Source organism: Psychroflexus sediminis (assembly GCF_900099815.1).
Taxonomy (GTDB): Bacteria; Bacteroidota; Bacteroidia; order Flavobacteriales; family Flavobacteriaceae; genus Psychroflexus; species Psychroflexus sediminis.
Genome location: NZ_FNCW01000003.1, coordinates 148,066 through 173,710 on the forward strand (window position 1 = coordinate 148,066; position 25,645 = coordinate 173,710).

The following is a 25,645-nucleotide window of genomic DNA, read 5'->3' on the forward strand; positions in this document are numbered from 1 at the left end:
GGGGACTGGGTTTTCGTTTTAATTATTTTGAAAGATATTTGAATTCTTATTAAAGCTAAAATTGCCTTTAACAAAAAGAATAACTTGGATTAAACTTATCAATAATGCTTTTAATGTTTAATTTGCTATTTTAATTTTAATATTATGAATTTTTCAGGTCACGATACTTTCCATTGCCGATTATTTTGGCTAAAAAAAGGTTACGATTACGTTTCAAATGAACAAAAGTTTAAAGATGATTCTGGAGTTGACTTGGGAGTTGGTCGTAATATGGTTAACTCAATTAGGTTTTGGTTAAAGTCTTTTGGAGTAATTGATGATGCTTATAAAGTAAACGGTTTTTATAGACATATTTTTGATGATGAAGGTTTTGATCCATATCTAGAAAACGAGGCAACTTTATGGCTGTTGCATTATAAGTTGAATGAATTAAATCATTCAACTATCTACAGAATTTTATTTGGTGAATTGAGAATGCAAAGACCTGAATTTACCAGAAAGAACTTTGTTGATTATACTCGAAGTCTAGATCCAAAGCAAAATAAAAAAACACTTGAAAAAGATTTTTCCGTTTTTCTAAGAATGTATCTAGAAAATCATAAAGATCTAAATGATGGTTACAGTGGTTTATTGACTGAATTGAATCTTGTGAGGGAAATAGGGAAAACTCATAGTGGCGAGCAGTTATATCGAATTGAAAACCCTTCCCAAGAAGAAATACCAGATGAAATTATATTGTATTGTATCTTGAGTAATGAAGACTACGGTAAATCGATTAGCTTCAATAGCTTGTACAACAATCAAAATGGGGTTGGTAAAATTTTCTGCCTAGATAAAGATATACTTGAAACTAAGTTAATTGAGATAAGTGAAAAATTTAAAGGCGTAACTTACAACAGTGAGGCAGGAGTAAAAGAACTTCAATTTAAATCTGATGTTAATGCCATGGACATCATTAAAAACTTCTACAATGCATAAATCAATTTCTACTAATATAATCAGAGACGAACAGGGAAGTTTAAATTATATAGTTACCCCAAATGCTGAAGAAACTTTTGAAAACATCTTTTCTAATATAAACAAAGGTTACCACTCATTCAATTTGATCGGCTCATTTGGAACTGGAAAATCTTCTTTTCTGTTAGCTTTTGAACAAACACTTACCAATAAATTAAATCACTTTCAATCTCAAAATAATTACAATTCTGAATTTGTAAAAATTATTGGTGATTATAAGTCATTTAATCAAGCTTTAAATGAAGAATTTGATATTGAAAATGATCATGATGGAAATCAGAAGTTGTTTGATAAAATTTTCCAACGTTATGAAAACATAACCGAAAAAAATGGACATCTATTTATACTTGTTGATGAATTTGGAAAATTCTTAGAATATGCTGCAAATGAATCTCAAGAAAAAGAAATCTATTTTATTCAAAAACTTGCAGAGTTCGTCAACAAAGCAGACAGAAATATTATTCTAATTACTTCTATTCACCAAAGTTTAGAATCTTACGCACATAATCTTAAAAATGAGCAAATTCAGGAATGGAGAAAAGTAAAAGGTAGATTCATAGACTTAACTTTTAATGAACCTGTAGAACACTTGGTTCATTTAGCTTCAAATTATATTAATTATAGAGGGGAATTAAAACATGATTTAACTTGGAAATTAGTAGAGAAGTATCAAATATTTAATACTCGTATCGAAAACTTCCATAATATTGAACCCAAGCTTTTTCCTTTAAATGCGATTAGTGGTCTTGTTGTTGCAAAAGCCTTGCAGACTTATGGACAAAATGAACGTTCATTATTTACTTTTTTGAATTCTTCTTCTTTTGAAAATTTCAAGCAAGAAAACAAATCGTTTAGAATATCTGATGTTTATGATTATTTATTACAAGATTTTTATAACTACATAAACAGCAAATCAAATCCAGATTTTTCAAATTGGAGTAGTATAAAATCATCTTTAGAACGCGTTGAAAATTTTGAGTCTCATCAAAGATTAATTAGTGAAAAGCTAATTAAAACAATTGGTCTGCTTAATGTCTTTTGCAGCAAAGCAGCTATTTTAAACAGTGATTTTTTAAAAGAATACTTCGATAGTAAACTCAAAAAGGATCATATTCTTGCTAATTTAGAATTGCTTGAAAAGCATAAAGTAATACGCTTTAGTAAATTTGATAATTCATATAAACTTTTTGAAGGCACTGATTTAGATATTGAATCTGCAATTTCTAAAGCAGAAAATAAAGTGATAGGTTTAAATTTAGTTGGAAAACTAAATAGCTATTTTAATTTCCCTGTTCTGTTGGCAAAGTCTGTTTCTTACAAGTTTGGTACGCCAAGACTTTTTGAGTTTAAGCTAACTGAGGAACCAATAAATGAAAAAGCAGAAGGTCAAATAGATGGTTTTATTAATCTGGTTTTCAATGTTGATAATTTTAACCAAGAGAAAGTTCTAGAGTATTCTAGTCAAAACCCTACACTTTACGGTTATTTTAAAAATACAACGGGCATTAAAGAAACACTTTTGGAAATTGAAAAAACCAATGAAGTTTTAAAAGAAATGCGTGATGAGAATGATAGAGTTGCAATACGAGAATTACAGTCAATCGTAAAAAGCAATGAGAATCTCTTAAACCATTATGTTATTAATAGCCTTTATACTGATAGAGTAAATTGGTTTGCAAATGGCGAACCCCTGAATATTCAGAATAAGAAAGAATTCAATAAAATTTTATCAAAAATTGCTGAAGCAACTTACACACAAACTCCTGTTTTACAAAACGAATTGTTCAATAGACATAAAACATCGGGTTCTATTTCTTCTGCTAGAAAAAACTTATGGAATGCCATAACCCAATTTGAAGATAAAGAAGATTTAGGTTTTCCTAAAGATAAATGGCCAGCTGAGAAGACGGTATATTACTCGTTATTAAAACGTAGTGGAATTCATCAAGAAATAAATGGTAAATATGCTTTTCAAAAACCTACACAGGACGATATCATGCCTTTGTGGAAAATAAGTGAAGAATTTTTAGACGATGCTAAAACTTCTAAAAAGAAACTAACAGATTTTGAAGATGTATTAAGTAAAGCTCCTATCAAACTTAAAAAGGGAGTAATCGATTTTTGGATTCCTATTTTTCTTTTTATCAAACGTGGAGATTTTGCACTTTATAACGATAATGGTTTTGTACCGGTTATAGATGAGGTCGTTCTATATCAACTGACTCGAAATCTTAAAGAATATTCCTTAAAAAGCTTCGAGTTAAATGATTTAAGGTTAAGCCTTTTTAATAAATATAGAGATTTTTTACAGCAAGAAAATACAGATGAATTTAGCACAGATTCATTTATTGAAAGCATCCGACCTTTATTGATTTTTTACAGGGATTTACCTGAATACAATAAGAAAACTAAGACAATTTCAAAGGAAGCTATTCAACTCAGAGATGCAATAAGCAAAGCAAGAGATCCTGAGCAAACTTTTTTTGAAGAATTTCCTAGTGCTTTAGGCTATTCGCTACAAGAGTTAACTAAAAGCGATGAGCTTTTTGAAAATTATATCATTGATTTTCAAAATAGAATCCAAGAAATTAAAACTTCATTTGATGATTTACTAGATCGTTTTGAGCTTTTTATATGCGATGAAGTTATTGGTGAGAGACTTAGTTTTGGAAACTATCAGAAGAAACTTAAAGACCGTTTTAGTGCCGTTAAAGAACACCAAGCATTAACTCGGCACAAAGTATTTTTAATGCGAATTAACTCAGCATTAAACGACAGAAATAGCTATCTAATGTCATTAAGTCAAGCCTTAATTAACAAAGGTCTTGATAAAATTGATGATAAAGATGAACTGCTTTTAAAAGAGAGGTTTCTTAGTATAGTAAATGAATTGGATAATTTAGTCGATTTACATAAGTTAAAACCAAAGGCAGATGAACGTGTGGCTAAATTACAAATCACAAGTTTGGAAGATGGTGGAAAAGAACAAACCATTAGAATTAATAAAAATCAAGAGAAAGAGATAGAAGAAGCAGCTGTAGAGATTTTATCTAGTTTGAATAAACACAAAAAAATTAAATTACCTATCTTGCTATCCATCTTAGAAAAAGAATTAAAAAATGGCTAAAACAAGACACTTGTTAGGGATTTCGGGCGGTAAAGATAGTGCGGCTTTAGCAATTTATCTAAACGATAAATACCCACAATTTGATTTTGAATACTATTTCTGTGATACAGGAAAGGAGCTTGATGAAACCTACCAATTGATCAACAATCTGGAATCTTATTTAGGGAAGAGCATAAAGAAACTTGAAAATCCTGATATTGATAGTACAGGTGATAATCCATTTGACTTTTACTATAAATCTTTTCGGGGTTATTTGCCATCTCCACAAGCGCGTTGGTGTACAGCCTTGATGAAACTAAAACCTTTTGAGAATTTTGTAAACGGTGATGATGCTGTTTCTTATGTTGGCATTCGTGGCGATGAAGAACGTGAAGGTTATATTTCTAAAGAAGCAAATATCCAATCTATCTTTCCATTTAGAAAAAATATTTGGAGTAGTGATGTTATGACTAAAGTTTTTCAACCAGAAAATTTTGAAATGGTTATAGATTACTTCCAATCCTATTATTCAGGAAATGATTTAGATAAATTGGTAGATATTTTTAACGAGCCTATCAGTTTTGACAAAAACCATAAAAATGAAGCAGAAAAGATATTAAAACGAAAAGCAAACTCATCTTTGGATTTGGGAATTGCCCGATTTAATCGCGGAGTTTTTGATTTTTTAAAGACCACTAAGTATCCTTTGGCTAAAGAAATTGATTACGTTTTATTAGAAAATGAAGATGTCTTAGTAAGAGATGATATTTTTAGAATTTTACGTGAATCTGGTGTTGGTGTTCCTGAATATTATGAAAAAGTTGAATTTGAAGTAGATGGGCAGAAAGGCGAATATGCTAGAAGCCGTTCCGGTTGCTATTTTTGTTTTTTCCAACAAAAAATTGAATGGGTTTGGTTGTATGAACAACACCCCGATTTGTTTAAAAAAGCCATGGCTTACGAAAGTGAAGATGATTTATTCACTTGGATACCAAACGAGACCTTAAAAGAGTTGATACAACCTGAGCGCATAAAACAAATAAAACTTGGACATATTAATCGTACAAATAAAACTAAAACCAAATCATCACCATATTTGCTAGATATTTTAGAAGGCACTGAACGTGATGGTTGTAATACTTGTTTTTTGTAAATTATGCCTTACTTAACTAGTGAAGAAATTTTACATGCATACCCATTCGGACCACCACACAGAATGGCTGTTTATCATAATCCGAACTGGTGGAGTTTAATTAATAATCATAATTTGGGAGAACCAATTAAAATTAAGTTTAACTCTCAAATTAGAGAAAATATGCCACCAGATATAAAAGGTGGTTGTGGTATTTACATGTTTTTTTTAGAGACAAATCATCAGTTGCATGATGATGTAACAACTAAGCAAATGCTTTATGTTGGCAGAGTTAAAAAGGGTAATTCAAACTTTAATTTTTTCAAGCGTTTTTACAAATACGTTGTAGCAATTGGAAATAAAAAGGTGGCACGAAATATTATGAGACTTACTAATTTATGGCCTGATCATACATATGTTTATTATTTTAATCTTACAGAAAGGAGTGATGAAGAAATCACTGAGATTGAACAGAATATTTTTAATAATATTGTACCACCACTCAATGAAAGGTTAGATGGAGATGCTAGATTAACAAGACAATTTTACTAATATGATACACCTTGCATGCACACACGGTAATTTAGGATATTGGGATTTTTATTCTACAGTAATGAAGGTAGAAGACATCGTCGATGATAAACGGATAATAACTGTTTCTGAATCAGCAGAGTTATTCTCTGAAAATATCAATGAAATTCTTCAACGTGAAATAAATCTTAAGCGAATTAAAGCAATTTCTGAATATATTTCTTCAAATGACGAACGTTTTCTAGGAAGCATAGTTGTTGCAATACATAAAGGTGAACCGAAATGGACAGAAATAGATTTAAATCAATCTTTTAAGATCGACGATGATATAATTGATGAAAAGTCTTTAGCTTTTTTAAACGGAAAATTTGGTGTCCTGACATTAACTGGAAATGAACAAATTTTTGCTTTAGATGGACAGCATAGATTAATGGGTTTGAGAAAAACTCTTAAAGACTATCCAGAATTAGGAGAATTAGAGGTTCCTGTTGTTTTTGTCATTCACAATCACGAGAGGCTTGACAAAACTAGAAGATTATTTACAGTATTAAATAAATACGCAGAGAAGCCAAAAGGTGCAGAACTAATTATTTTAGACGAAGACGACTGTGCTGCTATAGTTGCTAGAAAGTTAGTTTCTGATCACGAAATACTATCAAAAGGGTCAGCTCTTTCTACAACTAAAAGTGGGTCTATGCCAAACTCTGATAATTATTCTTTAACAACACTTGTAACAATTTCATCAATAAACAAAATACTCTTTAATAAAAGACCAGCATACTACACGGTTCGTCCAAGTGATGACCAATTAGAATCCCACTACGAAGAAGCAACTGCCTTTTGGGATTCGGTTTTTGATACCTTTCCTGAAATTAACCAGTATCTTAATAAGGAGGCTAATGTTACTATAAATAGCAAACCTATTTATCGTAATCATGAGTCAGGGGGTAGTCTGTTGTTGAGACCTGTAGGACAAAAACTTTTAGCTTTTGCTTTCACAAAATTTGGAGACGATGAAATAGAACTATTCAAAGAACGGTTATCGAAAATTGATTTTAATTTATCTAATTCAATTTGGAAATATTTATTCTGGAATGAAAAAATGGTAACAGGTGAAAATAGGTTAAAGAAAAATTTGATTCTTTATCTTCTTGGTAAATTTGACGATGAATCTTATATACATTCAGAAATGAGTAGGATTTACGAACTAAATAATGACATATATACTCACAACATATCACCAGTCTAGAAAAATATATAGCTTTAATAAAGCTGATAAAAACACATTTTTTTTTCTAATCCCCAATTCCATGCATCATTTCTTCCATTCCGCCAAAATTAAGTATGAATATGGAATAGTAGTTATCAAATAGATCTTTTAAGTAAGTGCCTAAGTCAATGTCTTCTTCTTTGTCCGTTTCTTTGTCTTTTTGCCTAATTTGGTAACCCCTGTTTTTAGTGATGGTGTATAGGAATAATGAATGGAAGTAAACCGATGTATAATATTTCTTATTCGCCAAATCAATTTGTTCTTGATTTAGGTTTTTAATGTTGGACTTGAAGTTTTTCAAAACCGTACTATCCATGTTGATAAAAATACGTTTTAAAGCGTCACCTTCAACGTCTGGAATCATCACGGTTTTATAATCTACACTTTCATTTGTAGCTTCTTCAACTGCTTCCCAACTTACTTGGCTTTCACTTCCTTCCTCAACAGTTTCATAAATGAATATAAGTTGAGGTAAGCCTAAGTTTTCGTCTGGGGTATCATCTTTTGGCGCTTTATCTTTTGGCTTTTCCTTATCTGCAATTTTCACCATAAAAATTTCAGCTAAATCTCCATCAGGTGCGCTCAGTTCAGCTTTTATTTGCACAGAATCACCTACTTTAAGTTCATCTTTTGGATTTAAAGTCAGTCGAATAGTTCCTTTACTTGGGCTAGACTTTACGATGTTAAAAAGGTCGGTAGGTGTTTTTGGTTCACCTTGTTTGGTTCCACCTTCGGTTTCGTTAGAGTTTACTCCAAGTACACTTATTTTAAGATCTCCAGGATCTTCGGTTCTGTCAAAATAATCATCTTCAACATCAGTTTGAAACCGAATGGTTTTTTCACCACCCTGCGGTATTTTAGTGACTTCATTATTTCCTTTTCCGTTAATTTGAAATAGGCTAGGGAAACGTTGTGGATTAAATGGAGTTTCCTTTTGTTCTTTTTTGTCCTTTTTAGGTTTATTGGTGTTGTCTTTTTTGTTCTTGGTTTGGTCCAACTTGAAAGTCTTACCTAAAAGCTTCATCAGGTCAGAATCCAAAGGCATGTTTTTAGTAAAATCTTTAAGAATATCTTCTGTATTAGAAGACGAATCGATATTCACTGCTTGTTTTCTGAATTTTTGAATTTCATCTAGTCTTCCCCCTTTTTTACTTAAATGCTTGGAAAGGTAGTTTCTTAGGTATTGTGTTTCTTCTCCATCTTTTAATCGATCTCTTGAAGCCATAAAAAGCTCTTTTCTAAAATCGTAATTCATCTCCGTACAATCCACATGTATCAACAAATGGCTTTTAAGCATATTCATTTTTAGAGAGCGCGTAATAAATTCAGATGTATAATGACCATGAACTTGACCATTCAGCGAAAACAATACACTCATGTTATTCTTGAAGTAACGCTTTTGTATGTTTTCTTTTGTTTTTTTAAGATCATTGTCTCTAACTTTTGTTTTAAAAACATAACAAGACACTTTCATCGGTCCAATTCTGGAGTCGGTATGAACTTCAGAAAAGCTTTCAGCTAAATAATCGTTTTCTTCTTTGCTCAGCCTCCTTTTCAGTCCAAATAAGTCATTCACCAAAACGTTATTATTTGGATAGCGTTTTTCGGTGTCTTTTGTTAGTAATGGTAAAGCGGGATTAAATAAATATTCATTTATGCTTTGGTTTAGGTCTTGAGCAAATCCAGAATAGCCTTTTGGAAATTGATAGGAATACATTTTTATAATTGAACCTGATTCAAATTTTCTATTTTCCAATCCAAGTTTAAGTTTATCAATTTTAAAAGATGGTATTTTACCATCAATCAGTAAATATTCAAACCATGTTTCTTTAGATTTATCTGTTTTCCGTTTCGGATGCTCTCTGATTAAAGTAAAACCAAAGTCGCCTTTTTTATCATATTTTCTTGAAGCAATAAGTTGATATCTTCGCTTACCACAAAATACAATCGATCCACTTCCACCCATATTGTATTTACCTTGGACAAATTGCACATCGTTTTTGTTACCTCTTACTAGAGAGAGAAATGTTCTTTCAAAATCGTGGGGATGTTGCCCTTCGCCATCATCATAAACAATCACAGAAGTATCGTAGGGTGTTTTTTTGCTTTTTGGTCCTTTACCATCAGCAATGATTTGTATTTCTTCTGCTTGTTTTCTTCTGAACTCTTGTAAATCCCAATTTGTATTTGGATAAAATTTGTAAATAGCCTCATTCATAGATTGAGGAGCATCTTTTGATTTAGGATCAACACCTGCTTCATAACATTTCTTTGTTAAAAGGGCATCAATCGAGTTTGTAACTTTTTCTATTAATGCGGCGATTGGATTCGATTGTTGGTTCTTAACGATACCATAATTACTATCATTATCACCTAGTGGTTTCCAATTTCCATCCTCAAAAACATCTTCATATTTATTAATAACACTTATTAATTCTTCCTCGTCACGAGCATTGAAAATTTGTTTAAATAATTCTTCATTAGTTAAATCAGTTTCTGAAAATAGGTCGTTATTCATGGATAAATTGTTTTAAGAAAATTTAGCTTTATGTTTCACTAGATTTTCAATTTTAGGATAATAGCTTGGGTTATTTGGTAGTTTTATTTGCTTGTTTTTAAATTGTTTAATCGAATATGAAGAATCGCTATTCTCAATAAAATTCTTATTAACTTCTACTTTATAATTTTCATCTATAAAAATAAGTCCACGATCAAAAGCTCGATGTAAGTTAGGGCATAATGTTATTCCATTTCCTACTGTATCATCATTACTTAATGAAAAAGGAAGAATATGACAAGCATCTACTAGACTAGCATTTATAGTTGCATCTACTTTCATTTCGCTAATCGAACATGTATAATCATAAAGTTTAGGAATTTCACGTTTAAAAATTCCACTTCTTACAAAAATATCTTCTTGAAAACTATTTTCATTTAAAGTCTCTTTTAAATGCTTCAAGTTTTTGAAATATTGCTTTTCATTTTCAAACAAGAAAGAATTATCATCTTGTGTTTCTTTCTTATATAAAGATTTAGTTATTGGAAAATATCTTTCTAAAAGACTTATTTTTAAAAGGTTTCTGTTTTTATCATCTTTTAAGAGTTCGAATAATTCTTTATCAATTTCTGCACAATATATAGCTGTTTTCAAAGTATAAAAACTACTTTTTAGACTTGCTTTGGAAGCTACTAATTTTTCAAAACCATAATTTGGTATAAGTTTCCAAAACCCTTCACTTTTCATATGATAAAAAGGTAAAGCAAAAATTGAATGATGATTGGTTTCTACAATTTGTGACCAAATGTGTTTAAATTTTGCAACTAATTCAGGTACTATATAAACCTCATTCGTGTAAAATATTTCATCTTCATAAGCTTCAATAACACTAAGTAATAAAATCGGTTTGTGTGGTGCGCCACCGTTTTTATTATCCCTTCTTAGTGATGTGAATTTTTTGATGTAGAAATTTAAAGAATCTTTATTTTCTTTCAAAAGTTTGGTTTTAAGGTTTTAAACCTAAACATGAAACTGGCTCTACAATATCGCCATAATCATCTAATTCAGGCTCAGCAATTAGATTATCGTAGTCTAGTTTTGTATAACAATGATTAGTAATCATTCGCATACTACCACCATTGTATATAAATTCAGCAAAACTTTCAGACAAAACTCGAAAAGCACCAGAATTAAAATAACCTAAGAATAGATCTACCTTTTTAGATATTGGGAAAGCTTCATTGTAAAATTCTAATGGTATGTGATTTGAATCAGAGCGAAATTCAAAAGAATCGGGAAAATTAATATCACGATAATTCATTCAGTTAGGATGGATTGGTTTTCAGGTTTAAATCTAAACATTTAACACTACTAGACAAAACATTTTTACTTTTAAAATTCAGCAGTGTTTCATACCTCAAAAAGTTTTAACTTTAAATTCAATCTAACACCAGCGCTTATGGATATCGAAAAAACCGAATCCCTCTTACACGCCCTTGACTAGGCCTATGTAGTAAGTCGGATTTCTCAAGATTAACCTGGGTTTAGGATCACGGCTCAGGGCCGACTTTTCAGAAGCCGGAAAACTGAAGATGGAGGAGTTGGTCACCCGGAATGAAGCTTAAAACATTTCTTTGTATATTTAGGATACAGCAGGACTCTGGGGGTGTGGCTTTAGGTTTATCCAGGGCCTTGACTTCTGAACCGCGTTGAGGTCAGATCCCCCGGCTGTTCCGGTACCTGGCTTTGAGCAGGGCTTAAGAGCTGTTCAGTATAACTAAAGATTTAAACCACCAAAACCAACACAGGATGCAAAAGAAGAAGAAATTAAGAATCTGGCAGTTTGTTGTTTACATTCTGGTCTTTCTTTTTGCCTTTCTCATTTTTTCAGAATGGGAGAGCTTTCAGCGGTTTCTTTTTGAGTAAGGGGAAACGGTGAAGGGTGAGGGGAGGGCAGAAGAGCCAGGAGTCACGAAACAGGACGTGGCTTCGATACATTTCGACTCCGCTCAATGCAGCGCTATTTTTCTATTGAAAAATCACCTGCCTGAATGCTTTTGGCAGGCAGGCTCAGCCACCAAGTTCTAATTGGTCATTGAGTGTCCGCTTCAGGCGGATGTATCGAAATGACATTGTCGGTGGCTTCGATACATTTCGATTTTACTCAATGCGACGCAATTCTCCTACCGTCGAATCACCTGCCTGCGTGCCTTGGCAGGCAGGCTCAGCCACCAGATGTTTACTTGGTCATTGAGTGTTCTGTCGATAGACAGAATGTATCGAAATGACCTCTGTCGAGATGTAATTGGTTCTCGACTCCGCCTGCCTGCGTTAACTTGGAAGGCAGGTGTCCCGACAGTTTTCGTCGGGATGTATCGAAATGACCTTATCGAGAAGTGGCTTGGATACATTTCGATTTTACTCAATGCGACGCAATTCTCCTATCGTCGAATCACCTGCCTGAATGCTTTTGGCAGGCAGGCTCAGCCACCAGCCTTTGTCAAAAATCAAGGGTGAAGGGTGAGTAGAAGAAGCAGCAGCCACGAACCACGAAACATGAGGCACGAACCACGACTTGGCTTCGATACATTTCGACTCCGCTCAATGCAGCGCTATTTTTCTATTGAAAAATCACCTGCCTGAATGCTTTTGGCAGGCAGGTGTCCCGACAGTTTTCGTCGGGATGTATCGAAATGACCTTATCGAGAAGTGGCTTGGATACATTTCGATTTTACTCAATGCGACGAAATTCTCCTTTGGTTATCGTCTAAGTCTTAGTTTTAAATCTTAAATCAAAAATCAGCAATCAACAATCAGCAATCAAAAACCTCCAATCCCTACTCACCACTTTCTACTAAATCATTTAAAAAGGGGTAAATTTGTTAGTCGATAGTATAAACCTGGATCAGTATGACAGATTTTAACCGCAGGTCCCACTGGGACAAGATATATCAAACCAAAGCCCTTGAGGACGTCAGTTGGTTTCAGCCCACGCCCGAAACTTCATTGAGTTTCTTTGAAGAATTCGAGATACCCAAAACGGCCAAAATCATCGATATCGGGGGTGGCGATAGTTTTTTGGTAGATCACCTGCTGGAGCGCGGTTACGAGGATATCACGGTGCTGGATATCTCGGCAGAAGCCATTGCTCGAGCCAAAGAACGCCTGGGGAAACAGGCTGAACAGGTCCACTGGATAGTGTCGGATGTGACGACCTTCGCGCCCACACGTCGCTATGACGTTTGGCATGACCGGGCCGCCTTTCATTTTTTGACGCAGAAAGAGGAAATATCCACCTATATCAATATTGCTCAAAAAGGGATTGCACCTAACGGCCTGCTACTCATGGGTACGTTTTCTAAGCAGGGTCCCACCAAATGCAGTGGGATAGAGATTCAGCAGTATTCAAAAGCTTCCCTGACGAATACATTTGATACCTATTTTAAAAACATCAACTGCATAACTGTCGATCACACCACGCCCTCAGGGGCAGTGCAGAATTTTGTGTTTTGTAGTTTTAAGAAGAAGTAGACCCTTGTCAGTTCGAGCTTGCCTGCGTTAAATTGGAAGGCAGGTGTACCGACAGTTTTCGTCGGGACGTATCGAAATGACCTTATCGAGAAGTGGCTTCGATACAATTCTCCTATCGTCGAATCACTCAGCCACCAGTCTTTGTCAAAAGTCAAGGGTGAAGAGTGAGCAGAAGAGCCAGGAGCCAGGAAACAGGACGTAACTTGGATACAATTCTCCTATCCTTAACGTCTTGTTCTTCGTCAAAGTCATCGTCTAAGTCTTCGTCATGGTCTTTGTCTTCATCTTCGTCTTCATCTTCGTCTTGGTCTTCGTCTTCGTCCAGGTCTTCGTTCCTAAACCAAAAATCAGCAATCAAAAATCCCCAATCCTCAATCTACAATCCATAATCTCCAATCCTCGAACTTACTTCCTTGCTCTATGTTCTTTTCTCTGTTTTCATAAACCAAAAATCAGCAATCAAAACTACTCACTACCAACTTACTACTTCCTGCCACTTAATTTTTTTCCGTAAATTCAGCACCAAAATCTAAACGCTCCACACCATGAAAGGACTTCTTTTCAGTTTCTGTTTAATCCTCAGTCTGAGCTTACAGGCCCAGGACCTTACCGGTTATAGCCCGGAAGGCGCCAAAACACAACTTCAACTCGAAGCTCAGTTTCGGGAAAGCATAGACAACACCCGCTTCAAATCCCATCTCAAAACCCTGACCAAAAACCCGCATATCGCCGGAACGCCAGCCAACGAGAAGGTGAAAGACTACATCGTGGAAAGCATGCGTCAGGCCGGGCTGCAGGTGGAAACCTACCCTTACGACGTCTATATGAGCACGGGGCCCGGCGAGTCTCTGGTAGAAGTCATTACGCCAGAGGCGGTGATTTTGGAACAGCAGGAAAAGCCACTGACCGAAGATCCCTATTCCAGTCACCCCGAACTGCTTAAAGGCTGGAATGCCTACTCCGGAAGCGGCGACGTGACGGCGGAGGTGGTGTATGCCAATTACGGCACCAAGGCCGATTTTGAACAGCTGGAAGAACTCGGGGTATCGGTGAAGGATAAAATCGTCATCGCCCGTTACGGGGGGAACTTCCGGGGCTATAAAGCCAAATTTGCCGAAGCTCACGGCGCTGCCGGACTTATTATTTATACCGATCCTAAAGATTCAGGATTTACCCGCGGCCTGGTGTTCCCGGAAGGGGTGTATTACAACGAAACCGGTATTCAACGCGGGTCATTGCTCACTGCCGACTGGACCGGCGATCCCCTAACACCTTACGAACCGGCTTTGCCACTGGATCATAAAGACTCCCCCGAGCGACTCGACCCGACAGACGCTGGATTGCATACGATTCCCGTCACGCCCATTTCCTACGGGGCGGCCGATAATATCTTTAAGCATATGCAGGGCGATGCCGTGCCTAAAAACTGGCAGGGCGGTTTGCCGTACACCTACAGACTTCAGGGCGGACCCGATTTGAAAGTCAGGCTGAAAGTGGAGCAGCCCAAAGAGTTTACCGAGGTTTACAATGTGGTGGGTACACTGAAAGGCAAAACCCATCCCGACGAGTGGATTATCCTGGGATGCCATTACGATGCCTGGGCCTTTGGCGCCACCGATCCCAATTCGGGCACCGCCATGCTGCTGAGTCTTTCCGAAACCTTGGGCGAGATGGCCAAAAACGGTAAGCGTCCGAAGCGTTCCATCCTCATTGCGCATTGGGATGCCGAAGAGCATGGTGTGATTGGGTCCAGCGAGTGGGTGGAGCAGTTTAAGGACGAGCTCAAAGCCAAAGCCGTGGCCTATATCAACCTCGACGGCGCAGTGTCGGGTAAGAATTTCGGAGCAGCGGCCTCGCCAAGCCTTAAAACCGTCCTTGCTCAGGCGACCAAAAATGTCGATTATCCGTATACCGACGAAACGGTTTACGAACACTGGTCCAAAGACAAGGAGACCCCAGGCATAGGTAACCTGGGTGGCGGCTCAGATCACATCGCGTTCTACATGCATGCCGGGGTGCCCTCCCTCAGTGGGGGTGCCAGCGGTCCGACCCTTTACCATACCAACTACGACGATTTCTTTTTTTACGAAAACTTCGTCGATCCCGAGTTCCAGATGGGACCTACCGTGGAAGCGGTCATGGGAACCCTCAGTCTGCGTCTGGCCAACGCGGCTTTACTGCCTTACGATGTGGTGAAGTATGCGACAGATTTGGATGCCCACTTCACTCATGCCGAAGTACAGGTGAAGGAGTTTTATCCTGATTTTGCCGGGTTTAAGGCTTCCACAGCAGCGATAGCCAGCCTGGAAGCTTCTGCTAACCTGGTGGCGAAAGCCGTTGCGGAACAGCTTGAAAGTCAGTCGATCAGCAAAGAGGAAGCGAAAGCACTGAATGCGAAGCTGCTGGCTTTGGAAAAAAGCTTTTTATATCCCGAAGGCATGCCTTACGGCGACTGGTATAAATCCCTGTATGCCTCTTCAGATCCCTTTAGCGGCTACGCTTCCTGGATTCTGCCGGGTATACAGTACCAGATCGAAATGCAGAACAAGGACAGGCTTTCCCAATGGGATGACATTTATGCCCAGGCCATTAGAGATTTGGATCAGAAGCTGGTGGATATCCTGGTGGAACTTTAAAACGGTGCAGTGGTGAAATAGTAATTTGGAGATGTGGTGGTATGGTCAGGTGATCAACTGGTCAACGGATTTAATTTAATCAGGCCATAAGAATGATGTATGCTTTTGCCTTTGGCCTTAAGCTTTTGGCTCGTTCAATGGTTGTTTGTTGCTAGTAAATCACACTTCCTGGTTCGTTATTCGTTTTTCGTGCCAGTGTCTTGTGATTCGTTCCTCGTTTGTCGTGTCTCTTTGTTCTATGCTCCCTGTTCTTCTCTATATTTTTACTCACTACTCACTAATCACTACTCCTGTCGTGTCTCGTGATTTGCGAACAGTGGCTTCGATACGATTCTCCTGTCGTCGAATCACCTACCTGAATGCCTTGGCAGGCAGGCTCAGCTACCAAGTTCTAATTGGTCATTGAGTGTCCGCCCGCAGGCGGGTGTATCGAAATGACCTCTGTGGAGTAGTGTTGAGATGTCAGTTTTTGTCAGTTCGATCTTGCCTGCGTGCCCGCCTGAGGCAGGCAGGTGTCCCGACACTTTTCTCGGGATTGTATCGAGAACTCGACCTTGCCTGAGGTATTTTCTAGTGACCCAATGCTTTTAGACTAAAACACTTCTCGATACGATTTATTTGCTTTTGGAAAGCAAGTAAATCACTCGAAGTGAAAGGCTTAGACACCAGCCTTTGTCAAAAATAAAGGGTGAGCAGAAGAACCAGGAGTCACGAAACACGATTATTCTAGAATCCAATTAAACAAAATCTCGGTAAAACTAAAGCTTTCATTCTTTTTTGCATCGCCCAAAAAAGAATCAAAAAACGCTAGGCTTATTTTTATGTCTTTGAAAACTACAAAAGTGGCTCCCCCTCGCAAAGCAAACCGTTTCACTAGTGCTTTGCTCCTCATCCTAGCTTCACCACTTTCTTGTTTTCTTACATCCATAAAAAGTAGGCCCTTTTTAAGATTCTGATTTGAAATTATTATTCTTTATTTCATCATTAGTCTTTGTCAAGGCTGAAGAGTGAAGCATGAACGGCAACCAAGTATAAGTTGGTTATTGAGCCTGCCCGAATGCCTTTGGCAGGCGGGTGTACCGACAGTTTTCGTCGGGATGTATCGAAATGACCTTATCGAGACGTGGCTTCGATACAATTCTCCTATCGTTATCGTCTTCGTCAAAGTCTTAGTTTTTAATCAGCAATCAGAAATCAAAAATCCCCAATCCCCAATCCCCAATCTCCAATCCCACCCAGGTTATTCTGTTGATACATAGCTAATTTCAATACCATAAACGCTAACTATCAGAAAGCCTTATGCTCTTATCAAAAACTATAATTTTCAAACGTTTGAGGAATAGATTTCGCAGCTAAATTTGTGGTTCAAATTAAATAAATTAGACCTATGAAAAATTTTATAATCGCTACATTCAGTTTGTTTACAGTTGCTGTGTTTGCACAACAGAGCGCTGAAGCTGAGTACAAGACCTGTCCTGTTACAGGAATCCGCATCAAGGTGAAAGACGGTGAAAATCCTCACGCCAAGATGAAGGCCAAAACAGTCGAGGTGGAAACCGAATCTGCACCGACCAAAAGAACCGGTGGAAAAGACTGGTGGCCCAATAGTTTAGACCTGAGCGTTTTAAGACAGCATACGGCGAAGTCCAATCCGATGGACGAAGACTTCGACTACCGTGAAGCTTTTGCTGCTTTGGATTACGAGCAGCTTAAAGCCGATTTAGTTGAAGTGATGACCACGTCTCAGGACTGGTGGCCAGCCGATTACGGGCATTACGGGCCGTTTTTTATTCGGATGTCCTGGCACAGTGCCGGAACCTACCGGACTGCAGATGGCCGCGGAGGTTCACGGGATGGTCAACAGAGGTTTGCGCCCATCAACTCCTGGCCGGATAACGCGAATCTGGATAAAGCGCGACGATTACTTTGGCCGGTCAAGCAGAAGTACGGCAGGAGTTTATCCTGGGCAGACCTGATGATTTTGGCGGGAACGGTTGCTTATGAAGATATGGGACTGGAGATTACCGGATTTAGTGGGGGTCGTGAAGATACCTGGGAGCCTGCCAGCACTGTGTACTGGGGACCGGAAGATGAAATGCTGGCCAACGACAAACGCTACGACGAGGAAGGTAACCTGGAGCGTCCCCTGGCAGCCGTACAAATGGGACTGATTTACGTGAATCCGGAAGGACCTGACGGAAAACCGGATCCGGCTCTGGCAGCAGCCGGTATTCGTGAAACCTTCGGTCGTATGGGAATGAACGACAAGGAGACGGTAGCATTGATTGCCGGAGGGCATACCATTGGCAAGTCACACGGTGCGGCCTCGGCCTCGCATGTGGGACCCGAACCTGAGGCAGCAGCCATTGAAAATCAGGGATTAGGCTGGATGAGTTCATACGAGTCTGGTAAGGCAGAACATACCATCACCTCCGGACTGGAAGTGATCTGGACCAAAACTCCGGCAGAATGGAGTCAGGGTTATTTCAAGTCGCTGTTTGAAAACGAATGGGAACTGACGAAAAGCCCGGCAGGAGGATACCAGTGGATCGCTAATGAGGCGGAAGCTAACTATCCCGATGCGCATATCGAAGGCAAGTTTCATAAGCCAACCATGTTTACGACCGATCTGACTATGATTAAGGATCCTGGATTTTTAAAGATTTCTAAATTCTTTTATGAAAACCCGGAAGAATTCAACAAGGCCTTCGCCGATGCCTGGTTTAAACTCACCCACAGAGATATGGGGCCTAAATCCACTTACATAGGTCCAGAAGCACCTACCAAAGATTACATCTGGCAGGATCCGATTCCGGAAGCGGATTACGACCAGATTACGGCAGCGGATATCGATGCGTTAAAGTCAGATATTTTAAACTCAGGCTTAACCACTTCAGAACTGGTGATTACCGCCTGGAATTCAGCCTCTACCTACAGAGATTCAGACCGCAGAGGAGGAGCCAATGGGGCCAGAATCCGATTGGAGCCTATGCGCAACTGGGAAGCCAATAATCCCAAGCAATTGGATAAAGTCTTGGCTAAATACGAGGCTATTCAGAAGGAATTCAATGAGAAGCATTCCAGCAAAAAAGTATCTATTGCCGACCTGATTGTGCTTGGAGGTAATGCCGCAATTGAAGTTGCCGCTGAGAAAGCTGGATATACCGTAGCAGTTCCCTTCACCCCGGGAAGAACCGATGCTTTACAGGAACAAACCGATGTGGAATCCATGGAATTGCTCAAGCCTATGGCAGACGGATTTACCAACTACCAGGGCAAGCGTTACACGCTGACCACGGAAGAACTGCTGGTAGATAAAGCACAGTTACTGACGCTTACCGCTCCTGAAATGACCGTTTTGGTGGGAGGAATGCGAGCTTTAGGCGCTAATTATGACAATACGGAACACGGTATTTTTACCGAAAGAGCAGGGGAACTAACCAACGACTACTTTGTAAACTTACTGGATATCAACAACAAGTGGGAAGCCAAAGATGAGTTCAGACGTGTATTTATTGGAAAAGACCGAGCAAGCAATGAGGTCAAATGGACGGCTACCCGCGCCGATTTAATATTCGGTTCCAACTCAGAGTTAAGAGCCATAGCGGAAGTCTATGCAACGGCAGATTCAAAAGAAAAATTCGTCAACGACTTTGTCGAGGCCTGGTCCAAAGTCATGGAACTCGACCGTTTTGATGTGAGAATGTAGTGGATTGTTTTTTAATTTTTATTCAGGAAAAGCTCTGCAGTTGCAGGGCTTTTTTATTTCTTAAATGTTCGTCCTGGTTCTTGTCTTAGTCTAATCCTTCGTCTTTAATCTAAAATCAGCAATCAAAAATCAAGGGCAAACAGTGAACAGAAGAACCAAGAGACACGAAACAGTACTTGGCTTCGATACGATTCTCCTTTCGTCGAATCACCTACCTGAATGCCTTGGCAGGCAGGCTCAGCTACTAAGTTCTAATTGGTCATTGAGTGTCCGCCTCAGGCGGATGTATCGAAATGACCTTATCGAGAAGTGGCTTCGATACGTCCCGACAGTTTTTGTCATCGTTTTGGTCTTCGTTTTAAATCAAAAATCAGCAATCAAAAATCCCCAATCTCCAATCCTACAACCTAATTCAACTTTTTAGTTTTCACCAGCTTAATAATTGAGTACAGCAGAAAGCCGACCGGACCAAACATAAAGCAGAGTAGTAAACAAGGAATGATAAGGAAATGATTAATGTCGTGTTTTCGCGACTGATTCAGAATCCAGTTACCGATGAGGAGGTCAAACACCAGATAGTGCACCCAGCCGGTCAGCACCGCCGCATCGGAGGTGAACATGGCTTTGATGCCTTCCAGCTTGCTGAACGACTCCATATCAAAATTACCCAAACCTGTGATGACATAGACGAGGTAAACGACAGACATGGCCATGGAAAAGCCGTAAATCACAGGATTCCGCCAGGATTTGGAAGGAAAGAAGATAAGGATCAGCCAGGCGGGTAAGACGATGGTATTGACGATTTGAAAAACATCAGAAGCAGTCATAGGTATAGATTTTAAAACCTAAATGTACTGTTTTTTTGAAAATTCAGGAGAGAGGTGAGGTGATGAGTTGGTGAGTTTTTGAGTTGGTGATATGGTGAACTGGTGAGTTGGTGAACTGGTTCGTGTTTAGTTATTAGTTTCTCGTGGTTAGTTCCTTGCCCGTCGTGTATCGTGGTTCCTGGTTCTTTATTCCTTAATAGTTACTTGTTACTTGTTACTTGTTACTCTTTACTTAATTGTCCTGTCTCCTGCATCGAAATTGGTTCATCGTTTGTCTTTTCTCTTTGCTCTTTTCTCTTTTTCCAGATTCTATATTCAAAAAATAATTATTTCTACTCACTACTCACTACTCACCTGTGGTGTTTCCTGTTTCCTAATCCATTCAAATTTTAATATAATAATTCAAATCGAATTAAAAATAAGGGGGTTTTCTATTTATAAACACATTAATTATATATTTACCTATACATAAATAGGGGGTAAGTAAATAAAAACATAGTATTATGAAAATAGGCGTACCAATTGAAATCAAAAACAATGAAAGTCGGGTGTCCATCACCCCCGCAGGTGCATTTGAACTTTCCAAAAGCAGGCATCAGATTTACGTTCAGACCCAGGCCGGCCTGGCCAGCGGTTTTACGGATCAGGATTACAGGGAAGCCGGGGCGGACATTTTACCTGACCTGGAGTCGGTTTATGAGAAGGCTGAAATGATTGTCAAAGTTAAAGAGCCTATCGAAAAGGAATACAGCCTGGTTAAAAAAGGTCAGATCATTTTTACTTATTTTCATTTTGCGTCCAGTCAGACACTCACTCAGGCTATGATAGACTCCAAAGCCATCTGTATCGCCTACGAAACGGTACAGGACGAAGACGGAAGTTTACCTTTACTCACTCCCATGTCTGAAGTTGCCGGTCGTATGGCCACTCAGCAGGGCGCCAAATACCTCGAAAAGCCCATCCGTGGCAAAGGCATCCTTTTAGGGGGTGTTCCCGGGGTGACCCCGGGAAAGGTGCTGGTGCTGGGCGCAGGCGTGGTGGGGATACAGGCGGCCAAGATGGCTGCAGGTCTCGGTGCCCACGTCATTATTTTCGATATCAGCATGAAAAGACTTAGGTATGTCAACGATATCATGCCCAGTCATGTGGTCACCGCCTTTTCGAATGAATACAACATCAGGAAACACATCAAGACCGCCGACTTGATTATTGGGGCCGTGCTGATAGCCGGTGCCAAAGCGCCTAAACTGATCACCAAAGACATGCTGAAGGACATGCAGCCTGGCACGGTGATGGTCGATGTGGCTGTTGACCAGGGCGGATGTTTTGAAACCACCCGACCAACCACTCACGAAAACCCAACCTATATCGTAGACGATGTGGTGCATTACTGCGTCACCAACATGCCCGGAGCAGTGCCTTACACCTCCACTTTAGCCCTGACCAACGTGACCTTCCCGTATATTATGGAAATCGCAAATAAGGGATGGAAAGAAGCCTGTGCCTCCAATCCAGCCTTGGCTAAGGGATTGAGCTTGGAGGAAGGCAAAATCATGTGTAAGGAGATTTTAAAAGCCGACCTGGTGTAAAGTGAACACGTCCAATTCTAATATCTCAATTCTGACATCTCATATCTGATTAAGATAATTATTTCATGATATAGATTTAACCTGAGATACATCCAAATTTGAGTGCTTTAAACAAAAATTTCTGTCATGAAAAAAATAGTTGTAAGCCTCGTTCTGATCGTTATTGCTTTTCTTGGATTTTATATCTGGGCTTCTTCTGGTGAATTTAATACAGACACAGATAGATACGCGATTTATAACAATTCAACTTCAGAAGCTTTAGAAAAGGACACCTTATCCATCATTACGTTCAATATTGGTTATTTATCCGGCATGACCAACAACAAAGCTGTGGAAAGAACAAAAGCGCTCTTCGATGCTAATGCCAATAGATTACTCCAGCTTTTAGATGAAAATTCAATAGAGATTCTGGCCTTGCAGGAAATTGATTTTGGAAGTTCCAGAAGTTTTGAAGTAAATCAACTTGAATTAATTCAGAAAAAAGGGAACTACAATTTTGCTGCTAAAGCCATAAACTGGGATAAAAACTATGTTCCCTTTCCTTACTGGCCAGTCCATCTTCAGTTCGGAAAAATCCAATCTGGTCAGGCTCTGGTAAGTCGATATCCTATACTATCCAATACTGTTGAGATTTTAGAGAAACCTGTGGATCGGCCTTTTTATTACAATGACTTTTATCTGGACAGACTGATTCAGACATCAAAAATTTCGATTGATGGCACAGACTTAACTATTATGAACATTCATCTTGAAGCGTTTAGTGAAAAAACCAGAGCTATTCATTTAGAGCATGTTTTCGATACATTTAAAGCCCTTGTTGCTAAAGGACCAGCCATATTGCTTGGTGATTTTAATGAATCTTTACTGCCTATGGAAGCTTCACTGATGCAGAAATTTTATAAACAACCCAATTTTGGACATGCCATCTCAACAAGTCAGGTGACAGATTTTGGAGATGATAATTATACGTTTAGCGCCGAAACCCCCAAAGTGAAAATTGACTACATCTTTTATTCCTCAGATTTTATTGAAATGATTGACGCAAAAACCATTTCGAACACCAACTTACTTTCAGATCATTTGCCAGTGATGATGCGATTTCAGTTGAAAGGTGTTAATGGGAATTTATCTCTACGTTAATGGCGTGTCAATTAAACAAGTCTTTATGTAAGTTGCTTAACACCTCTTTAACCCTTTTCTTCATTCTGTTAATGTTTTGATGCTTTTCTCTTAAAGTTACCTCGGTTTTCTGCGGTTACTTTTGGAAAAAAAACAACAATGAGAAAGATTTATTTTTTAACAGTGCTGCTAGGTTTAGTTAGCTTAACTAGTTTTTCACAATCGTATTCTATTTCAGGAGAAGTAAGAGATGCTGGAAGAAATTTGATTTCCGGTGCAAATGTTATGATTCCTGAACTCAATAAAGGGACGGTGACCAATTCTAAGGGTGAATATCAACTCAATACTATTCCAGAAGGCAGCTACACTTTGAAGGTGACGTATTTGGGTTTTGAAACTATTGAAAAGCTTATCGAAGTTTCTGGAGATATGCAGCTGGATGTCACGCTTAATGAAGCTAATTATATGCTGGATGGCATTATGGTTTCCGCTCAGAAGCGGGAGCAAATGAACAAGGAGGTACCTATAGCAATAACATCTTATGGTGGTAAATTTTTAGAGAGCACCAATACCTTTGAATACGATGCGCTCTCAGAATTTGTACCCGGACTTCAGATTCAAATACAGAGCGTAAACAACCCTGGTATTGTGATTCGTGGAATTACATCAGATAGTGGAGATTCGCGAGTAGAGCCACGAGTTTCTGTCTTTCAGGATGGTGTTTCTATTAGTAAATCCAGAGGCTCTGTGGTTGAACTTTACGATATGGAACGTGTTGAAGTTTTAAAAGGACCTCAGGGTACTCTGTTTGGTCGTGGCGCTCAAATTGGTGCCATACATCTGATTCAGAATAAAGCCAGAAATGAAAAATCAGGCTTTTTTAAAGCGGCCTATGGAAATTATAATCAGCGTATTATCACTGGCCATGTCAATACACCAGTTATTGAAGATAAACTCTTTGTGAGATTTGCAGGAATATATAATGCACGGGATGGCTTTATAGACAATCTATCTGGTGGAAACCTCAATGGAAAAGAAACCCTGGCCTTTAGAACTTCTTTAAAATACCTCATGGGAGAACGTACAACATTAGATGTCATTGCTAAATGGCAAAGCGATACTCCACCGGGAACTTCCTTTAAAAGTGGAACTTTTGCTCCACGCGGAGGGACTACAAACCCAAATACATTCGCAGACCTCGAACGGGGTGAAGCCTTGGGACTGGACAGAGAGGTGTGGGGAATCACTGGAATTCTGAAACATGATTTTAATGAAAACTGGGATCTTACATCGATTACGGCTTATCGTCAATTTGATTCGGATGAGGCTTTTGATGCAGATGGTACAGCTGCTCCCGTGTTATTTTTCAGAGAGCAATCTGAAGGGAAGCAATTCAGTCAGGAGTTGAGGTTTAATTTCGATACTCAAGACAAGTTCAGAGGTTTCTTCGGAGTTAATTTCTTTGCGGAAGATGGTTCGCAGTCGATTCCTTTTGAAACCAATGAGCAGAGTTATGCGCTTTTATTACTGAATATTGAAAACTTAGTGGTGAATGGTGTTCCTCAGTTTTTACCAACTATTCCCAACAACCCTGCTTTTGGACCATTAGCGGGAGCCCCTCTTTTAGAATTTAATAAGGAGAGGTCAACAAACTTTGGTAAAAACTATTCCGGAGATATATTTGTTGATGGATCTTACGATATCACCACTAAATTGACCGCAACTCTTGGTTTAAGAGCCACCTGGGAAAACATCAACGCAGGGCTAGAGGTTGAAAATGCGGATCAACCTGGCTTACTTGGTAATTTTTTAGGCTCATTCCCCAATAACCTTTTTGCACCAACGAATGGGAGACGAAGCGCTAGTGAAAATTTCACCTCTGCTGTAGGGCGTTTTGCTTTGGATTATGATTTCAACGACGAAATTTCCGTCTTTGGAAATATCGCCAGAGGGCGAAGACCCAATGTCATCAATGTAACTGCATCTAACGTCGATGTGTTATCTGATGAAACCGTATGGTCTTACGAAGTAGGTTTTAAATCCCTATTTCTGAAAAACAGATTACAGTTTGATGCGAATGCCTTTTACTACGATTATCAAAACTTCCAAACAACTATAGCAAGACTGGATTCTGTTGATGGTTTGGTAATCATTCCAAACGATAGTGGGAGTGCAACATCCTATGGATTTGAAACTTCCTTCCAATATGCTGTGAGTAAGGATATAAGCTTTTTTGCTAATTACGGCTACATAGATGCTACATTCGATGATGTTGATGAAGACGGAAACGAGCAGGCTTTGGCAGGTAACCGCTTTAGGTTAACCCCGGAACATTCGTTTTCGCTTGGTGGTAATATCGGTTTTCCTTTATCTGACCGGTTAGAAGGTTTTTTCCTGCCTACGTATTCTTTCAAATCTGAAGTTTTCTTTGAAGAAACCAATTTACCTAACATTTCGCAAGAGGCTTATGGATTATTAAATTTAAGAGCCGGGCTTAGGTTGGATGATACCAAAGAATTGACGTTTTTCATGACCAATGCTCTGGATGAAGAATTTATTATCGACGCTGGGAATACTGGTGGAGCCTTTGGAATTCCAACTTTTATTGCTGGCCCGCCCAGATTTTTTGGAGCACAATTTTCAATTAGATTTTAACTAGTTTTATAACCTAAAGGATATTT

At 38.6% G+C, this 25,645-nt stretch carries 18 protein-coding genes; 11 read left to right on the forward strand and 7 right to left on the reverse strand.

The features are described 5' to 3' along the window. The first annotated feature begins 144 nt into the window (after positions 1-144). The 5 genes from BLP81_RS03635 to BLP81_RS03655 are packed head-to-tail and all read left to right on the forward strand — an operon-like array spanning position 145 to position 7,035. Entirely contained in the window at positions 145-978 is an 834-nt protein-coding gene (locus tag BLP81_RS03635) for a DUF4007 family protein (RefSeq protein WP_093365812.1), read from the forward strand. Then, positions 941-4,144 (forward strand): hypothetical protein, encoded by a 3,204-nt coding sequence (locus BLP81_RS03640; RefSeq protein WP_143002804.1) that lies wholly within the window; start codon positions 941-943, stop codon positions 4,142-4,144. The genes BLP81_RS03635 and BLP81_RS03640 overlap by 38 nt, the downstream gene beginning before the upstream one ends. Further along, positions 4,137-5,276 carry a phosphoadenosine phosphosulfate reductase family protein gene (locus BLP81_RS03645; protein WP_093365818.1) on the forward strand — a complete coding sequence of 380 codons (1,140 nt, stop codon included), beginning with the start codon at positions 4,137-4,139 and terminating at the stop codon, positions 5,274-5,276. The genes BLP81_RS03640 and BLP81_RS03645 overlap by 8 nt, the downstream gene beginning before the upstream one ends. 3 nt (positions 5,277-5,279) lie before the next feature. Further along, positions 5,280-5,807: a hypothetical protein gene (locus tag BLP81_RS03650; protein WP_143002805.1), complete on the forward strand. Its 528-nt coding sequence runs from the start codon at positions 5,280-5,282 to the stop codon at positions 5,805-5,807. A gap of 1 nt (position 5,808) precedes the next feature. Beyond that, entirely contained in the window at positions 5,809-7,035 is a 1,227-nt protein-coding gene (locus BLP81_RS03655; RefSeq protein ID WP_093365825.1) for a DGQHR domain-containing protein, read from the forward strand. Between the two features lie 46 nt (positions 7,036-7,081). On the opposite strand, the gene BLP81_RS03660 is transcribed toward BLP81_RS03655, so the two are convergent. The 4 genes from BLP81_RS03660 to BLP81_RS13595 form a co-directional block, all read right to left on the reverse strand. After that, positions 7,082-9,574, reverse strand: coding sequence for a hypothetical protein (locus BLP81_RS03660; protein ID WP_218118869.1), 2,493 nt, complete (start codon positions 9,572-9,574; stop codon positions 7,082-7,084). Positions 9,575-9,586: 12 nt separating this feature from the next. Next, positions 9,587-10,549, reverse strand: coding sequence for an HNH endonuclease (locus BLP81_RS03665; protein ID WP_093365828.1), 963 nt, complete (start codon positions 10,547-10,549; stop codon positions 9,587-9,589). Positions 10,550-10,559: 10 nt separating this feature from the next. Then, the gene (locus BLP81_RS03670) at positions 10,560-10,874 is read right to left on the reverse strand and encodes a phospholipase D-like domain-containing protein (protein WP_093365831.1); all 315 of its coding nucleotides are present in this window, start codon (positions 10,872-10,874) and stop codon (positions 10,560-10,562) included. Between the two features lie 1,097 nt (positions 10,875-11,971). After that, on the reverse strand, positions 11,972-12,118 hold the full coding sequence (locus tag BLP81_RS13595) for a hypothetical protein (protein WP_176752678.1): 147 nt from the start codon (positions 12,116-12,118) through the stop codon (positions 11,972-11,974). Positions 12,119-12,463: 345 nt separating this feature from the next. Here BLP81_RS13595 and BLP81_RS03675 point away from each other — a divergent pair, with 345 nt between their 5' ends. Further along, a complete protein-coding gene (locus BLP81_RS03675) occupies positions 12,464-13,084 on the forward strand; it encodes a class I SAM-dependent methyltransferase (RefSeq protein ID WP_093365834.1) in 621 nt (206 codons plus the stop codon). Between the two features lie 151 nt (positions 13,085-13,235). Here BLP81_RS03675 and BLP81_RS13600 read toward each other — a convergent pair whose 3' ends face one another. Continuing rightward, complete coding sequence (locus BLP81_RS13600) at positions 13,236-13,442, reverse strand: hypothetical protein (protein ID WP_176752679.1); 207 nt, start codon at positions 13,440-13,442, stop codon at positions 13,236-13,238. A gap of 187 nt (positions 13,443-13,629) precedes the next feature. Here BLP81_RS13600 and BLP81_RS03685 point away from each other — a divergent pair, with 187 nt between their 5' ends. After that, a complete protein-coding gene (locus tag BLP81_RS03685; protein WP_093365838.1) occupies positions 13,630-15,720 on the forward strand; it encodes a M28 family peptidase in 2,091 nt (696 codons plus the stop codon). A 721-nt stretch (positions 15,721-16,441) separates the two neighbouring features. On the opposite strand, the gene BLP81_RS13605 is transcribed toward BLP81_RS03685, so the two are convergent. After that, positions 16,442-16,648, reverse strand: a complete 207-nt coding sequence (locus tag BLP81_RS13605) for a hypothetical protein (protein WP_176752675.1) — start codon at positions 16,646-16,648, stop codon at positions 16,442-16,444. 459 nt (positions 16,649-17,107) lie between these two features. On the opposite strand from BLP81_RS13605, the gene katG reads away from it, so the two are divergent. Then, positions 17,108-19,429 (forward strand): catalase/peroxidase HPI, encoded by a 2,322-nt coding sequence (gene katG, locus BLP81_RS03690; protein ID WP_093365841.1) that lies wholly within the window; start codon positions 17,108-17,110, stop codon positions 19,427-19,429. A 407-nt stretch (positions 19,430-19,836) separates the two neighbouring features. Here katG and BLP81_RS03695 read toward each other — a convergent pair whose 3' ends face one another. After that, positions 19,837-20,256, reverse strand: coding sequence for an ABA4-like family protein (locus BLP81_RS03695; protein ID WP_093365845.1), 420 nt, complete (start codon positions 20,254-20,256; stop codon positions 19,837-19,839). Between the two features lie 503 nt (positions 20,257-20,759). Here BLP81_RS03695 and ald point away from each other — a divergent pair. From ald to BLP81_RS03710, 3 genes are all read left to right on the forward strand, one after another. Continuing rightward, on the forward strand, positions 20,760-21,845 hold the full coding sequence (ald, locus tag BLP81_RS03700; RefSeq protein ID WP_093365848.1) for an alanine dehydrogenase: 1,086 nt from the start codon (positions 20,760-20,762) through the stop codon (positions 21,843-21,845). Positions 21,846-21,971: 126 nt separating this feature from the next. Beyond that, positions 21,972-22,985: an endonuclease/exonuclease/phosphatase family protein gene (locus BLP81_RS03705; RefSeq protein ID WP_093365851.1), complete on the forward strand. Its 1,014-nt coding sequence runs from the start codon at positions 21,972-21,974 to the stop codon at positions 22,983-22,985. Positions 22,986-23,123: 138 nt separating this feature from the next. After that, entirely contained in the window at positions 23,124-25,619 is a 2,496-nt protein-coding gene (locus BLP81_RS03710) for a TonB-dependent receptor (protein ID WP_093365855.1), read from the forward strand. Positions 25,620-25,645: the final 26 nt, after the last annotated feature.